The sequence below is a fragment of the Pseudarthrobacter sp. HLT1-7 genome (genome assembly GCF_059383435.1).
In genome coordinates this window covers 63,606-78,902 of record NZ_JBWZCH010000009.1, presented here as the reverse complement: position 1 = coordinate 78,902, position 15,297 = coordinate 63,606, and the positions used below count along the sequence as shown (strand labels likewise).

12 protein-coding genes are annotated in these 15,297 nt (G+C 66.6%); 8 read left to right on the top strand and 4 right to left on the bottom strand.

Annotation, left to right across the window (positions count from 1 at the left end):
- Positions 1-427: 427 nt before the first annotated feature.
- Both AC50X6_RS10770 and AC50X6_RS10765 read left to right on the top strand, forming a co-directional pair.
- On the top strand, positions 428-769 hold the full coding sequence (locus AC50X6_RS10770) for a hypothetical protein (RefSeq protein WP_494966200.1): 342 nt from the start codon (positions 428-430) through the stop codon (positions 767-769).
- A gap of 68 nt (positions 770-837) precedes the next feature.
- Positions 838-1,389: a dihydrofolate reductase family protein gene (locus AC50X6_RS10765; RefSeq protein WP_494966199.1), complete on the top strand. Its 552-nt coding sequence runs from the start codon at positions 838-840 to the stop codon at positions 1,387-1,389.
- A 71-nt stretch (positions 1,390-1,460) separates the two neighbouring features.
- Here AC50X6_RS10765 and AC50X6_RS10760 read toward each other — a convergent pair whose 3' ends face one another.
- Positions 1,461-1,928: a hotdog fold thioesterase gene (locus tag AC50X6_RS10760; RefSeq protein WP_494966198.1), complete on the bottom strand. Its 468-nt coding sequence runs from the start codon at positions 1,926-1,928 to the stop codon at positions 1,461-1,463.
- A gap of 223 nt (positions 1,929-2,151) precedes the next feature.
- On the opposite strand from AC50X6_RS10760, the gene polA reads away from it, so the two are divergent.
- The 3 genes from polA (at position 2,152) to rpsA (ending at position 7,903) form a co-directional block, all read left to right on the top strand.
- Entirely contained in the window at positions 2,152-4,791 is a 2,640-nt protein-coding gene (polA, locus tag AC50X6_RS10755) for a DNA polymerase I (protein WP_494966271.1), read from the top strand.
- A gap of 111 nt (positions 4,792-4,902) precedes the next feature.
- The gene (locus tag AC50X6_RS10750; protein ID WP_494966197.1) at positions 4,903-6,192 is read left to right on the top strand and encodes a GNAT family N-acetyltransferase; all 1,290 of its coding nucleotides are present in this window, start codon (positions 4,903-4,905) and stop codon (positions 6,190-6,192) included.
- A gap of 229 nt (positions 6,193-6,421) precedes the next feature.
- Entirely contained in the window at positions 6,422-7,903 is a 1,482-nt protein-coding gene (rpsA, locus tag AC50X6_RS10745) for a 30S ribosomal protein S1 (protein ID WP_326968263.1), read from the top strand.
- Positions 7,904-8,161: 258 nt separating this feature from the next.
- Here rpsA and AC50X6_RS10740 read toward each other — a convergent pair whose 3' ends face one another.
- Positions 8,162-8,716, bottom strand: coding sequence for a GNAT family N-acetyltransferase (locus tag AC50X6_RS10740; RefSeq protein WP_494966196.1), 555 nt, complete (start codon positions 8,714-8,716; stop codon positions 8,162-8,164).
- Positions 8,700-9,401, bottom strand: a complete 702-nt coding sequence (locus AC50X6_RS10735) for an IMPACT family protein (RefSeq protein WP_494966195.1) — start codon at positions 9,399-9,401, stop codon at positions 8,700-8,702. Before AC50X6_RS10735 ends, AC50X6_RS10740 begins: the two co-directional genes overlap by 17 nt.
- A 22-nt stretch (positions 9,402-9,423) precedes the next feature.
- Between AC50X6_RS10735 and coaE the strand changes: the two genes are divergently transcribed.
- From coaE to AC50X6_RS10720, 3 genes are all read left to right on the top strand, one after another.
- On the top strand, positions 9,424-10,692 hold the full coding sequence (gene coaE / locus AC50X6_RS10730) for a dephospho-CoA kinase (protein ID WP_494966194.1): 1,269 nt from the start codon (positions 9,424-9,426) through the stop codon (positions 10,690-10,692).
- Between the two features lie 40 nt (positions 10,693-10,732).
- Positions 10,733-12,814, top strand: a complete 2,082-nt coding sequence (gene uvrB / locus AC50X6_RS10725) for an excinuclease ABC subunit UvrB (RefSeq protein ID WP_494966193.1) — start codon at positions 10,733-10,735, stop codon at positions 12,812-12,814.
- Between the two features lie 105 nt (positions 12,815-12,919).
- Complete coding sequence (locus tag AC50X6_RS10720) at positions 12,920-14,323, top strand: MFS transporter (RefSeq protein WP_494966192.1); 1,404 nt, start codon at positions 12,920-12,922, stop codon at positions 14,321-14,323.
- Between the two features lie 67 nt (positions 14,324-14,390).
- Here the strand turns inward: AC50X6_RS10720 and AC50X6_RS10715 are convergent, their stop codons facing one another.
- Positions 14,391-15,290 carry a hypothetical protein gene (locus AC50X6_RS10715; protein WP_494966191.1) on the bottom strand — a complete coding sequence of 300 codons (900 nt, stop codon included), beginning with the start codon at positions 15,288-15,290 and terminating at the stop codon, positions 14,391-14,393.
- Positions 15,291-15,297 lie beyond the last annotated feature (7 nt).

Below are 15,297 nucleotides of genomic sequence, written 5' to 3'. Positions count from 1 at the left end.
CCTCTGGTCCGGACCGTTGGCTCCTCGTGTCAATGCCTCCGGGAATGTTGGTTCCTTGCCTCACCCAGTACGCTCCGGCTTGGGTGGCTGACGGGCGCGTTTATGCTGTCCGCCACATGAGGACCAAGTTCATGTCACGGACAGGCCTGAGAAATCCCAGGGGAAAGCAACCTTCACCGAGCGATCAGGGGACGCACTAATCGCCTTTGGAATCGGGCAGCTTTGTCCCTGGCGCTCGAGCCTTCCGTGCCCTCGAATTACGCGGTCCACAGAGGCTTCAGGCAGGAACCGAGTTCGGGGCAGTCTTTCGTTTTCCAGGATGTCTTGAGTTCGGCACCCGGCAGTGGGAGGGAGGCAGCCTGCACTTCCAGGCCGCGGCTGGCCCTGCTGTAGGCTCGACGCCAGCACAGACTGAGGGGGCAGATCGGTGGAGCAGCGCGAACGAAAGCCAAAAACGGCCGACGAGCGTCAGTCCGTCAAGGTCGGGGCATTCATCGGAATCGGCATCGCCGTCCTTGTTATGGTCCCTGCGGTGTATCGGCTATCGACCAATCTATTTCATGGGGTTGACGCCGCACTGGTCACGGTCGGCGTCGGCCTGGTTATCTTCCATATCGCCCGTTTGGTCCGCCTGAGTCGGGCACCATTAGCCGCTTGCGCCAAAGAAAAGGGGGTTGGTCCGGCGGCGCCGTCCTTGGAAGGTCACACCCGAATTCTCCCGGACACACTTCGTCACCGGCGCCCCAGGAGCCGGGCCGAACAGCAGTAACGTCAGCACAGCCCGGGCCGGGCCGCCCGCGGGTGGGCAGCCCGGTGCGGATTGGCTAGGCTGGGCCCATGTCGAGCATCCAGTACTTCGTGGCATCTTCCCTGGACGGATTCATCGCCACTGCCGATGACAAGCTGGACTGGCTGCTGCAGTTCGACGGCTTTGCCGGCGGCAAGGAAAGCTACGACGCCTTCATGGCCGACGTCGGCGCCATCGTGATGGGCGGCGAAACCTACGCCTGGCTGATGGAGCACGAACCCGGCAACTGGCCCTACCCCAGTACGCCGTGCTGGGTCTTCACACACCACGAGCTCCCGGCGCCGAAAGGATCCGATGTGACCTTCGTGCGCGGGCCGGTGGGGGAATTCGCCCAGGACCTCAGGGACAACGCGGCCGGCCGGAACGTCTGGATTGTCGGCGGGGGAATCCTGGCGGCCCAGTTCGCGGATGCAGGCCTGCTGGATGAGCTCATCATCTCCATCATTCCCGTGATGCTGGGCAGCGGCAAAGCGGTGCTTCCGCTGGCACGCCCGACGGCGCCGCTGGAGTTAATCTCGTCCCACACCATGGGCCGCGGCATCATGGAGCTGCGGTACCGTTTCGCCGGGAAACGCGCCTGACGCAGCCTGCTGCCGTGTAAAACTGCGGCCCTGCGGCCGTGCTGCTTTGCGAACGCCGAAGGCGCCGGCCGCTACTCGTCCGCGTTCTCGCGGATCAGGTTGGTAATGCGTGCGGTCGAAAGCCGGCGGCCCTGCCCGTCCGTGATCACGATCTCATGCGTGGTGAGGGTCCGGCCGAGGTGGATCGCCGTGCAGGTGCCCGTCACAGTGCCCTCGGAGATCGCTCGGTGATGCGTTGCCCCGACCTCGATGCCGAGGGCCTGGCGCCCGGGGCCGGCATGCATCCCGGCGGCGAAGGACCCCAGCGTTTCGGCGAGGACCACGTGCGCCCCGCCGTGCAGGATGCCCGCCACCTGGGTGTTGCCTTCCACCGGCATGGTGGCCACCGTGCGTTCCGGGCTCATCTCCAGGAACCGGATGCCCATCTTCACCACCAGGGCGCCCACGCCGTAGCGGCCGAGCCAATCATGCATTTCCTCGGGTACACCGGCAGCCGTCAGCTCGGCCGCGAACGGGCCGGGCGTGAAATTGTCCATCATGGGAACTAGGCTGGCACCTGTGAGCGAAACTACCAAACCGGCCCTTGCCCCCTCTGTAGATGACTCTGCAGCAGACATCTTCCCGGCACCTGAGACCGAATCCGGCACTGCGGCCGGGCCCTCCCTGAGCTCCAGCCGGGCCGCGGAGCCGGTTCCCGCCACCGGGGCCCCCGTGATTGCAAGCACCGGCCAGCCCCGGCTGATGGTCCTGGACGGCCACTCCATGGCGTTCCGCGCGTTCTTTGCGTTGCCGGCGGACAAGTTCTCCACCGCCACGGGGCAGCACACCAACGCCGTGCACGGCTTTACATCCATGCTGATCAACCTCATCAAGGAACAGAAGCCAACCCACGTCGCCGTGGCCTTCGACGTCTCGGATGACACCACCCACCGGAAAGCCGAATACAGCGACTACAAGGGCGGACGCAACGAGACCCCCCGGGAAATGAGCGGCCAGATCGACCTGATCGACAAGGTCATGGGCGCATGGGGCATTAAGACCATTAAGATGCCGGGCTATGAAGCAGACGACATCCTGGCCACCCTCGCCACCATGGGAGACAAAGCCGGGTTCGAGGTACTCCTGGTCTCGGGTGACCGTGATGCCTTCCAGCTGATCACGGACAACGTGTTTGTGCTCTATCCAAAGAAAGGCGTCAGCGACATTCCCCGGCTGGACGCCGCAGCCATCCAGGCGAAGTATTTCGTCAGTCCCGCGCAGTATTCGGACCTCGCCGCCCTCGTGGGGGAGACCGCGGACAACCTTCCCGGGGTCCCCGGCGTCGGGCCCAAAACGGCCGCCAAGTGGATCAACCTCTACGGCGGGCTGGAGGGGGTTCTGGCCAACCTCGACACGATCGGCGGGAAGGTAGGGGACGCCCTCCGCGAAAATGTTGAGGGTGTCCTGCGCAACCGGCGGTTGAACAGGCTCCACACGGACCTGGACCTCCCCGTGACGCTGGACGAACTTGCGGAACCGCAGCCGGACCAGGCGGCCCTCGAGGAGCTTTTCGACACCCTCGAATTCAAGACCATCCGCACCCGCCTCTTCGCCCTCTATGGCAGTTCGGTGGCGGAAACGGAGCGGGAAAGCCTCGAAACCCCGGACTTCGTGATCCCGGCCGGAGCGGCCGAGCTGGGCGCCTTCCTTGCGGCGGGTGCCGGCAAGCGGTCAGCCGTCGCCGTCGACCTCGTGCCGGGCCGGATCGGGGAGGATGCCGCCGCCGTGGCGATCGTCCGCGATGATGCCGCGGCCTACATCGACCTGGCAAGCCAGGACGCCGACGCCGAAAACGTCCTGGCAGCGTGGCTGCGGGACGCCCGCTCAGCGAAGGTGATGCACGGTTTCAAGGCTGCCCTGAAAGCGCTGAGCGGCCGCGGGTTGGAACTGGCCGGCGTGGTCGACGACACCTCGATTTCCGGCTACCTCATTCAGCCTGACCGCCGCAGCTACGAAATTGCGGAGTTGGCGCAGCATCACCTCAACGTCGCCGTCTCGACCGAGGCCGCCAAGGCCGGCCAGCTTGAGCTGGCGTTCGACGGCGACGATGCCGCTGCCGCGGGGGCACTGGTCCACGTTGCCGCCGTCGTCCAGGCCCTGAGCCGGTTCTTTGAAACGGAACTGACGGAGCGCAAAGCCCAGGACCTGCTCACCACCCTGGAGCTGCCAGTCAGCCGGGTCCTCGCGGACATGGAACTCGCGGGAATCGCCATTGACCTGCCCCGCATGGACGAGCAGCTGGCGGACCTGGCCAAGGTGATCGAGAACGCCCAGGAGCTTGCCTTCGCCGCGATCGGTCACGAGGTCAACCTGGGATCCCCCAAGCAGCTGCAGACCGTGCTGTTCGCGGACCTGGGCCTGCCGAAGACCAAGAAGATCAAGTCCGGCTACACCACCGACGCCGCGTCGCTCAAGAACCTGCTGGAAAAGACCGGACACGAATTCCTGGTCCAGCTCATGGCGCACCGCGAATCGTCGAAGCTGCGCCAGATGCTGGAGTCGCTCAAGAAGTCCGTCACGGACGACGGCCGGATCCACACCACCTACGCGCAGAATGTCGCAGCCACGGGCCGGATTTCCTCCAACAATCCCAACCTGCAGAACATCCCGATCCGCAGCGAGGAAGGCCGGCGCGTCCGCGGCATCTTCGTGGTCAGCAAAGGCTACGACTGCCTGCTCTCCGCGGACTACTCGCAGATCGAAATGCGCATCATGGCCCACCTTTCCGGGGACGCCGGCCTGATCCAGGCGTACAAGGACGGCGAAGACCTCCACCGGTTCGTGGGATCCAACATCTTCCACGTGCCCACAGACCAGGTCACCAGCGCCATGCGCTCCAAGGTGAAGGCGATGTCCTACGGCCTGGCGTATGGTCTGACCTCGTTCGGGCTCTCCAAGCAGCTGGAGATCTCCGTTGACGAGGCCCGGACCCTCATGAAGGACTACTTCGACCGGTTCGGCGCCGTCCGCGACTACCTCCGCGGCGTGGTGGAGCAGGCCCGGATCGACGGGTACACCGCCACCATCGAGGGGCGCCGCCGGTACCTCCCGGACCTCACCAGCACCGACCGCCAGCTGCGCGAGAACGCGGAACGCATCGCGCTGAACTCGCCGATCCAGGGATCGGCGGCTGACATCATAAAACGCGCCATGCTGGGCGTCTCCGGCGCGCTTGCGGAACAGGACCTCAAATCGCGGATGCTGCTGCAGGTCCATGACGAACTTGTTCTGGAGGTCGCCGCCGGGGAGCGCGAGGCCGTGGAGAGGCTTGTGACTGAGCAGATGGGAGCGGCCGCAGAGCTGACCGTTCCGCTCGATGTCCAGATCGGCGTCGGCTCCAGCTGGTACGAGGCCGGGCACTAGCTGTTCGGCGCCAGCACTTCGGCACCAGCATTTCGGCACTGAGTTCGATTCGGCACTAAATTTTCGGATTCCGGGGCCGCCGGGACCGCAGCGATTCAGGGGGAGAAACACGTGGCAGAAAAGTACCAGATCCGGCGGTTCCGGGCGGCCGAAAAGGATGAGCCTGACTATGCGCTGGGGGCCGCCTGGCTGCGCGGCGTGGGCGTCGGGTTCTACGACGAGCGGCACAAGGACGAGTTCGTTGACAAGGTCATGGCCACGTACCGCGCGGACAACCGCGAGCTGACGGGGGTTTACCAGACCGGTACCGTTGCCGCCCACTCCCTGCCGGCAGACATTCCCGTGGCGACCTTCGGGACCCTGCGCAAGGAGCTCAACGTCGGCTACGGCCGGCAGCTCGAAACGCAGCTGATTACCGCCGTGACTGTCCGCGGAACCCACCGGCGGCAGGGTCTTCTGCGCCGGATGATGACCGAGGACCTCAACGCGTCCAGGGCCGACGGCCTGGCGATGGCTGCCCTGACGGCGTCGGAAGCTTCGATCTACGGGCGGTTCGGCTTCGGCGTCGCCACCTTTGAACGCAGCATCAAGGTGGACACCGGGCCGCGGTTCCGCGTGCGGCACGTGCCCGGCGGGACGGTGGAGATCGCGGACCGGAAGGTCCTGCTGGAACTGGCCCCGGCCGTGTTCGACCGCGTCCACCGGGCCACCCCGGGATCGCTGGTACGGCAGGACGCGTACCGGCAGCGCAGCTCGGGAACCCTCGGGAAGGACGGCGCAGAGGACGACGCGATCAGGTGCGCCCTGCACTATGACGCTGCCGGGAGCGTGGACGGCTATGTCTCCTACAAGTTCTCCGGCTGGGACACCAAACCCCATGCCATGGAGATCGTTGATCTCGTGGCGGCGACGGAGTCCGGCTACCTGGAGCTGTGGCAGTTCCTGGGCAGCATGGACCTGATCCAGCGGGTGAGCTGGAGTGAAGCGCCGGTTGAGGACCCACTGGTGTGGGCGCTCGAGGACCCGCGCTGCATCGACTCCGCCGATCATGGCGACATGCTCTGGCTCAGGGTGCTGGACACGGCTGCCGCCCTCGGCGCGCGGCGCTACTCCGCCGACGGAACCCTGGTCCTGGGCATAACCGACCCCCTGGGCTTCGCGGACGGTACGTTCGCGCTCACCATCAGCGGCGGCGAAGCCACCGTCACGGACGCTCCGGCGGGTACTGCGCCGGAGCTCGTCCTCGACGTCGCCGAGCTCGGTTCGATCTACCTGGGCGGCGTCTGCCCCGTGACGCTGACTGCGGCAGGGCGGATCGCCGAGCACAGCCCGGGGGCGGCGCTGAAAGCGCGGCTGATGTTCGCCGTCGAACGCGCCCCGCACTGCCTCACGCACTTTTAGCGGAAAAGCGGCCGCAATCCGGGCCTCATCAGCCCGGTTGCGCTTTGACCGGCGTTGACGTAAACGACTAGACTAGACGGGCGTGTACAACGTGCGCGCATCTACAATCCACAAATCAGGATGACCCGGCTGATCGAAGTTGAGACGCCGTGGTCTTCGCGTGCATTCCATAGTGCGGGCGAAGCGGTTTGCCTGACCGACTCACTATCCACAACGGAGCCCCTACTACATGACCATCACCTCCACCGAGAAGCCCGGTACCCCCGTAGTCGCCATTAACGACATCGGTACCGCTGAGGACTTCCTCGCAGCAGTCGACGCCACCATCAAGTACTTCAACGACGGAGACCTCGTCGAAGGTACCGTCGTCAAGGTCGACCGCGACGAAGTTCTGCTCGACATCGGTTACAAGACCGAAGGTGTCATTCCCTCCCGCGAGCTGTCCATCAAGCATGACGTCGATCCCTCGGAAGTTGTTTCCGTCGGCGATCTCGTCGAAGCTCTGGTACTCACCAAGGAAGACAAAGAAGGCCGCCTGATCCTCTCCAAGAAGCGCGCTCAGTACGAGCGTGCCTGGGGTGACATCGAGAAGGTCAAGGAAGAGGACGGTGTCGTCACCGGTACCGTCATCGAGGTTGTCAAGGGTGGTCTTATCCTCGACATCGGTCTGCGCGGCTTCCTGCCCGCATCCCTCGTCGAGATGCGCCGTGTGCGCGACCTCGCTCCGTACATCGGTCAGAAGATCGAAGCCAAGATCATCGAGCTGGACAAGAACCGCAACAACGTTGTGCTGTCCCGCCGTGCCTGGCTCGAGCAGACCCAGTCCGAGGTCCGCTCCACGTTCCTCAACAAGCTGGAAAAGGGCCAGGTCCGTCCCGGCGTCGTTTCCTCCATCGTCAACTTCGGTGCCTTCGTTGACCTGGGCGGCGTAGACGGCCTGGTTCACGTATCCGAGCTGTCCTGGAAGCACATCGACCACCCGTCCGAGGTTGTCGAGGTAGGCCAGGAAGTCACCGTCGAGGTTCTCGAAGTCGATCTGGACCGCGAGCGTGTTTCCCTGTCGCTCAAGGCCACGCAGGAAGATCCGTGGCAGACCTTTGCCCGCACGCACGCCCTCGGGCAGGTTGTGCCGGGTAAGGTCACCAAGCTGGTTCCGTTCGGCGCGTTCGTTCGCGTGGAAGACGGCATCGAAGGCCTGGTCCACATCTCCGAGCTCGCCGTCCGCCACGTAGAGCTGGCCGAGCAGGTTGTCTCCGTGGGTGACGAACTGTTCGTCAAGGTCATCGACATCGACCTCGAGCGTCGCCGCATCTCCCTCTCCCTCAAGCAGGCGAATGAGGGCGTTGACGCCGAGAGCACCGAATTCGATCCGGCTCTCTACGGCATGGCCGCTGAGTACGACGAAGAGGGCAACTACAAGTACCCGGAGGGCTTCGATCCGGAGTCCAACGAGTGGCTTGAAGGCTACGAGACGCAGCGCGCCGCCTGGGAGCAGCAGTACGCTGACGCCCAGACCCGCTGGGAAGCCCACAAGAAGCAGGTTGTCCAGCACGCTGCCGACGACGCTGCAGCCGCAACGTCCGGCGAGAGCGACTCGGGCACCACCAGCTACTCCTCCGAGCCGGCTGCGGCCGAGACCAACACCGGTGGCGGCACGCTTGCTTCCGACGAGGCTCTTGCAGCACTGCGTGAGAAGCTGACCGGCAACTAATTGCCTTTGTATCTCCGGGAGTCCGCTCCCTGGGACCAGGCGTTTAGTAGCTTGAAGTAGCACCGTGAAGGTGGCCGTCCCTGCGGGGGCGGCCACCTTTCGTTAAGGGACATGTCCAGCGGTCAGACTCCCGGCGGGACATGTCCAGTCCTCGCGTCGAACTGAGAGGGACATGTCCAGTCCTGGGCCCGGGGAATGCGCACAGTGGCATTGTGTCCGGTGGCCGCGGGGAAGGTGGGGCATGTCCCGCGGCGGGAATCAGTGCAGCGCGATCCTGGCCTTGACCGGGACCGAGCCCGGGACCCCGGCTTTCGCTGCTCCCGCCCCGGTCTCCAGCGCTGTCCCGGTCTCCAGCTCTGCCCCCGCCGACCGCAGGAGCGCCAGGGCACCGTGGTTGCCGGCCGTGGTGTCGGCCTCAAGTACCGTCGCCCCCGACTCGGCCGCGTGGGCCTTCACCAGCCGCAGCGCGTCGCGGCCCACACCCCGGCCACGGAAGTCCCGGGCCAGCCAGATCCCCGTTTCGAGGGTGCCCGGGCCCAGCCGCTTGAGCCGGATGGACCCGGCCAGCTCACCGTCGCAACTGATGGCCCAGCTCCGCTGCCGTGCCGGCCCGTCCAGCCCGGCCGTGGCGGCGTGGTGGTAGTCGCGGAACCAGCTGACCCGCTCGGGGTTCCAGCCCGTCGCGCTGCCAAGGGGCGGAGTGACCTCGTCGGCATCGGCGCCCCGGATCGCCACGGTAAGAAGCTGCTCCAGGACGTCCCCGGTCACGTCGAGCAGCGCCACCACGCCATAGGCCTCAACTGATGGGGACATCGATCCACTCCGTTTCTCCGGGCCGCAGCACGGCATGTCCGGCCGACAGGGCGGCGAGCCGCTCCGCCGCCTCGGCCAGCCCGGCCGGATCATCCGGCAGGGCAAGCCTGAGGACAGTGGTCTGCGCCTCGTAGCTGGTTGCAGCCATCACATAGCCTGCGGCGCGCAGGTCATTTTCCAGCCGGCCCGCCGCCGTATGCGGCACGTTGACGGCGCAAATCCGCAGCCGGCGCCGCTGCACCAGCGGCGCGTGATCCAGGGCGCCGGAGACGGATTCGGAGTACGCCCGGACCAGCCCGCCCGCGCCCAGCAGGATGCCGCCGAAATAGCGGACGACGACGGCGGTCAGGTCACTGAGGTCCGTCACCCCGGGCGCAGTCTCGCGTTTCAGCAGCGCCTCGAGCATCGGAGTCCCGGCCGTGCCGGCGGGTTCGCCGTCGTCGTTGGAGCGCTGCACCTCCCGGTCCGGGGTCAGAACGAAGGCGGAACAATGGTGCCGGGCATCGTGGAATTCCCTGCGCAGCCCGGCGAGCACGGCACGGGCGCTGTCCTCATCCCCGGTGCGGTGCAGCACGGTGATGAACCGGGAGCGTTTGACCTCGAGTTCGTGCCGGAACTCCGGCCCCGCGGAAAGCGTCGTATAGACGGTGGCCCTGCTGTCCGGGGAAACCGCGTCTTCTGCCACCGGATCAGTTTAGTCTGGTGGGATGCTGAAGATCGGGTTGACGGGCGGCATCGCCGCAGGGAAGTCAGTGGTTGCTGCGCGGCTGCGCGAGCTCGGCGCTGTGGTGATCGACGCCGACGCCCTGGCCCGCGAGGTGGTGGAGCCGGGAACGGCCGGACTGGCCAAGGTGGTGGAGGCCTTCAGTAAGGCTGTCCTGGCGTCCGACGGCGGCCTGGACCGGCCGAAGCTCGGCGCCCTCGTGTTCGGCAACCCGGAACGCCTGGCCGTGCTGAACGGCATCATTCACCCGCTCGTCCGGGAGCGTGCCGCCGCGCTGGCCGTTGCGGCGCCGAAGGACGGCGTCATAGTGCAGGACATCCCCCTTTTAGTCGAGACGGGCCAGGGTGCCAATTTCCACCTCGTGGTGGTGGTGGACGCCCCGGACGCCGTCCGGCTCCAGCGCATGATGCAACACCGGCAGATGAGCGAGGAGGACGCCCGCGCCCGGATGGCTGCCCAGGCCACGCGGGAGGAGCGGCTGGCGGCGGCCGACGTCGTGCTGGACAACTCCGGTTCCACGGCCGAGCTCCGCGACGCAGTGGACCGGCTCTGGAAGTTCCGGCTGGCGCCCTTCGCGGAGAACCTGGCCAGGCACCGCCTCGCACCGTGGACCGGCGGGCCGGTGCTGACGGATCCCAACCCGGACTGGCCCGCGCAGGCCGCCCGGCTCGTCGCGCGCCTGCGGGCGTCCGCAGCGCAGGACGACCTGACACAGGACATCCTGGCGCTGGACCATGTCGGGTCCACCGCCGTCCCAGGACTCGCCGCGAAGGACGTGCTGGACCTCCAGCTCGGCGTTGCGGACATGGCCGCCGCGGGCCGGATCGCGCCGCTGCTGGCCGAGGCGGGCTTCCCCGGCTGGCCCGGCATCGTAACCGACAACCCCAAGCCCTCGCACCCGGACCCGGCGGACTGGCTAAAGCGGCTGCACGGCAACGCGGACCCCGGGCGGGCGGTCAAACTCCACGTCCGGGCCGTGGGGTCCCCGGGCTGGCGGTTCGCGCTGTGCTTCCGGGACTGGCTGCGCGAGGACGAGGACGCCCGGGCCGACTACCTGGCCGAGAAACGCCGGGTCGCCACGCTGCACGGCGTGGACAAATCCACCGCGGGCTACGCCGCCGACAAAGAGGCCTGGTTCGCCGGGCATGCTGCAGCGCGGATGGAGGCGTGGGTACAGCGCACCGGCTGGCAGCCGCCGTCGTACCCGGAACGGGAACAGGAAACGGAGCCGGACCGTACCGCCGAAAGCTGAATCGGGGCAACCCGTCGGAGCCCGGCGGTAGATTAGATGCATGAGTCTTGCCCAGGAGATTAACCGTGTCGTGGCGCCCTTCGAGGTCATCAGCGATTTCCAGCCGGCAGGTGACCAGCCGGCCGCGATCGCCGACCTGACCGAGCGCGTCAATAACGGCGAGAAGGACGTGGTGCTGCTCGGTGCCACCGGTACCGGTAAAAGCGCGACGACGGCCTGGCTGATTGAGCAGGTCCAGCGGCCCACTCTGGTGATGGTGCAGAACAAGACCCTGGCCGCGCAACTGGCCAACGAATTCCGCGAACTGCTCCCGAACAACGCGGTGGAGTACTTCGTGTCCTACTACGACTACTACCAGCCTGAGGCCTACGTGGCGCAGACGGACACCTTCATCGAGAAGGACTCATCCGTCAACGAGGAAGTGGAACGGCTCCGGCACTCCGCTACCAACGCGCTGCTGACGCGCCGCGACGTGATCGTGGTGGCTACCGTCTCCTGCATCTACGGCCTCGGCACGCCGGAAGAGTACATCGCCGGCATGGTCACGCTCCGCAGGGGTGCCGAGATGAACCGCGATGATCTGCTCCGCAAGTTCGTTTCCATGCAGTACACCCGCAACGACATGGACTTTCACCGCGGCACGTTCCGCGTCCGCGGCGATACCGTGGAAATCATCCCGATGTACGAGGAGCTTGCGATCCGGATCGAGTTCTTCGGCGACGAGATCGAGAACATCCAGACTCTTCACCCGCTGACCGGCGAAGTGCTCCGGGACGAGACCGAGATGTACGTCTTCCCTGCCTCGCACTACGTGGCCGGTCCGGAACGTATGGGCCGGGCGATCAAGAGAATCGAAGACGAACTGGCCGAGCGTCTCGCGGTGCTGGAAGGCCAGAACAAACTGGTCGAGGCCCAGCGGCTCCGGATGCGCACCACCTATGACCTGGAAATGATGCAGCAGATGGGCTTCTGCAACGGCATCGAGAACTACTCTTCGCACATTGACGGCCGCGCCCGTGGGACCGCGCCGCACTGCCTCATCGACTACTTCCCGGACGACTTCCTCCTGGTGATTGATGAATCCCACGTCACGGTGCCGCAGATCGGCGCCATGTACGAGGGGGACATGTCCCGCAAGCGGAACCTCGTGGACCACGGCTTCCGGCTTCCGTCCGCGATGGACAACCGCCCGCTCAAGTGGGACGAGTTTCAGGACCGGGTGGGCCAGACGGTCTACCTGTCCGCGACCCCGGGCAAGTTTGAGCTCGGCAAATCCGACGGTTTCGTCCAGCAGATCATCCGTCCCACCGGCCTGATCGACCCCGAGGTGATTGTCAAGCCCACCAAGGGCCAGATTGATGACCTCCTCGGTGAGATCCGGACCCGCACCCAGAAGAACGAACGCGTCCTGGTCACCACCTTGACCAAGCGGATGGCCGAGGACCTCACAGACTATCTGCTGGGCCACGGCGTCAAGGTGGAGTACCTGCACTCCGACGTCGACACCCTCCGCCGGGTGGAGCTGCTCCGTGAACTCCGGATGGGCGTCTTCGACGTGCTGGTGGGCATCAACCTGCTCCGTGAAGGGCTGGACCTGCCGGAGGTTTCGCTGGTGAGCATCCTGGACGCGGACAAGGAAGGCTTCCTTCGCTCGGCCACCTCGCTGATCCAGACCATCGGCCGTGCCGCCCGGAACGTCTCCGGCGAGGTCCACATGTACGCGGACCGCATCACCGATTCCATGGCCAAGGCCATCGACGAGACCAACCGGCGCCGCGAAATCCAGGTCGCGTACAACACCGAAAGAGGGATCGATCCGCAGCCGCTGCGGAAGAAGATCGCGGACATCACTGATCAGATCGCCAAGGAAGACGCGGACACCCGCGAGCTGCTCGCCAACGCCGGCAAGGCGCGCGGCAAGGGCAAAGGCGAGTCGAGGATCCGGGCCGACGGGCTGGCCGCCGCTCCGGCGGAGGATCTCGTCGGACTGATCGAACAATTGACCGAACAGATGCACGCGGCCGCCGGGGAACTCCACTTCGAGCTTGCCGCGAGGCTCCGCGACGAGGTCGGCGAATTGAAGAAGGAACTGCGCCAGATGCAGGCCGCCGGGCACGCCTAGGCTAAGCCGGTGAGCGCAGCCAAGCTGGACGCCCCGGCTCGAAGCGGACTCCCGCGAGAGCCTGAGCGACGCGGGGTAGCCCTGCGGTTCGGCTAGGCTCGGACCGTGAAAACCTTTGGCGCTGCCGCAGCGGAGAGTCCGGCGCTGGATCCCCGCCGGGTACAGCGTCGGACCGTTTCCGTGCTCAGTGCCGCCCAGCTCCTCAGCGGCGTGGGCAGCGGCGCCAGTCTCTCCGTCGGATCCCTGCTGGCGGTCCAGCTCTCCGGCTCGAACGCCTGGGCCGGCTCGGTCACCACCACCATGACCCTCGGCGCCGCGGCGGCCGCCCTGCCGCTCGCAGGACTGGCCGGACGACGAGGCCGGCGGGCCGCCCTGGTGACCGGCCTGCTCTCCGCCATGGCCGGGGCAATGCTGGTGATCGTCGCCACGGTGACGGGCGGCTTCCCGGTGCTGCTGCTGGCCGCGGCCCTGCTGGGACTCGGCACGGCCGCCAATTTGCAGGCCCGTTTCGCCGCCGTCGACCTCGCCGAGCCGGAACACCGCGGCCGTTCCCTGGCGATCGTGGTCTGGGCCGTGACCATCGGCGCCGTCGCCGGTCCCAACCTGATCCGTCCGGGCGCCCTCGTGGGGGAGGCCCTTGGCCTGCCGGCACTGGCCGGTCCGTTCGTGTTCTCCACGGCGGGGCTGGCGCTGGCCGCGCTGCTGCTGATCCTTGGTCTGCGGCCGGATCCGCTGCTACTGGCCGCCCGGCTCCGTTCCGCCGGCAGCCCGCCCGCCGCCGCCGGCACCGCAGCCAGCCCGCCCGCCGCCGCCGGCACCGCCGCCAGTAGAGGCGCCGCTGCCGCCGGAGCCACCAACGCTGCCCGACGGCGGCACGGCCTCCGTCATGGTATGCGCGCCATCCGGGCCTCACCGCGGGCCCGGCTGGCCCTCCTCGCGGTCATCGCGGCGCACGGCTGTATGGCCGCCGTGATGTCGATGACGCCCCTGCACCTGCAATTGCTGACCGAGGGGCCCCTTGCCGATATGCCGGCCGGCCACGCCCACGCCGCCAGCACCGATGTACTTGTCCTGATCGGATTCACCATCTCGCTGCACATCGCCGGGATGTACGCACTCTCTCCGGTGATGGGCTGGCTGACGGACAAGGCAGGCCGGCTCCCGGTCATCATCCTGGGCCACGGCCTGATCCTGCTCTCGGTCCTCGTGGCCGGCTTCGGACAGGCCCAGCCGGTCCTGGTGACGGTGGGACTGGTGCTGCTCGGGCTGGGCTGGTCCGCGGCCACCATCGCCGGGTCCACCCTGCTCGCCGAAAGCGTCGGCGCCGACGACCGGGTCCTAGTCCAGGGCGTCTCGGACACCATGATGGGGGTCGCCGGCGCCGTCGGGGCAGGGTTCTCCGGACTCGTGATGAGCGGGGTCGGTTATCAGGGCCTCAACCTGGCGGCGGCCGCCGTCGCCGCGGTGGTGTTGGGGGCGGTCCGGAAAACAGAAAAGATCCCAGGCTGAGTCTCGGCCAGGGGTCGTAGTGACCCGAATTTTCCTGAGCCGATCCACTGCGAACCAGGCGGACTGGCTACGAGCCGCCAGCCGCACCCAGCCCGGGCGCGCCGGCACGGGGCGTTCGCAGCGTTCGAACCGTCGCCAGAAGCCAACCCAGTATTCCGAGGATGACCGCGGCCACGATGCCGATGGGGACCATGATGCCCCACGCTGCCGGCTCGCGGAGTGCCGTCTGCACAAACGGTGTGATCAGAATTGGCAGGGAGGTCAGGAGGAGAAAGACAAGGAAGGCCGCCGTGATGGGGAAGGCGAACGCGCGCCGTTGGAGTTGCCTGATACCGGCGCCGAGTGCGGCCGGGAGGAAGAAGGCATAGTCGAGGACGTGGACGGGGTTGGTCGGCAGGTCCATGTCGACCACACTTTGTGGTCTGCTGCCGTCGAGCAGGGCGGGCACGTCCTCGGAAAGCCAGAGCAGGCCGAACATCCCGGCAACTACCAGGAGAGTCCAAGCCGCGACTGTGACGGCGCGATTGCTTGTGAAGCGCTCAGCGGTCCTCTCCCTGTCGATAGACGTCAACCCGCCGATCAGGGCGAAGAGGCTGAGGCTGAGAACTGCGACCCATAGCGGGAAGACCGCACCGAACGGGACGGAGAAGGTGTAGATCACATAGCTGTACACCGTAAACGCGACAGCTCCCAACCAGATCAGATAGGCGCGATACGATCCGCGCAGTGCTAGAACAGCGCAGAGCACGACCAGCGGGGCGGCCACAACCGCATTGACAATGTCCTGTGCAAGCGCCTGGAACAGAAAAGCGGATGTCAGACTGTCATAGATACCGTTGACGGTGAGCCCGATTACGCTGCCGATGAAGGCCAGGACGGCGGCGGCGATCGAGAGGCGCAGCCATGACTTGGCCCCGCTGTCCGCACGTCGTTGGTCGACTTCGATGGACGAAATTTCCCTGTTCATTGCTCAT

Coding starts and splice junctions, on each gene's coding strand:
- AC50X6_RS10765 (WP_494966199.1), top strand. CDS start 838: ATGTCGAGCATCCAGTACTTCGTGGCATCTTCCCTGGACGGATTCATC.
- polA (WP_494966271.1), top strand. CDS start 2,152: ATGGCGTTCCGCGCGTTCTTTGCGTTGCCGGCGGACAAGTTCTCCACC.
- AC50X6_RS10740 (WP_494966196.1), bottom strand. CDS start 8,716: ATGTCCCCATCAGTTGAGGCCTATGGCGTGGTGGCGCTGCTCGACGTG.
- rpsA (WP_326968263.1), top strand. CDS start 6,422: ATGACCATCACCTCCACCGAGAAGCCCGGTACCCCCGTAGTCGCCATT.
- coaE (WP_494966194.1), top strand. CDS start 9,424: ATGCTGAAGATCGGGTTGACGGGCGGCATCGCCGCAGGGAAGTCAGTG.
- uvrB (WP_494966193.1), top strand. CDS start 10,733: ATGAGTCTTGCCCAGGAGATTAACCGTGTCGTGGCGCCCTTCGAGGTC.
- AC50X6_RS10760 (WP_494966198.1), bottom strand. CDS start 1,928: ATGATGGACAATTTCACGCCCGGCCCGTTCGCGGCCGAGCTGACGGCT.
- AC50X6_RS10715 (WP_494966191.1), bottom strand. CDS start 15,290: ATGAACAGGGAAATTTCGTCCATCGAAGTCGACCAACGACGTGCGGAC.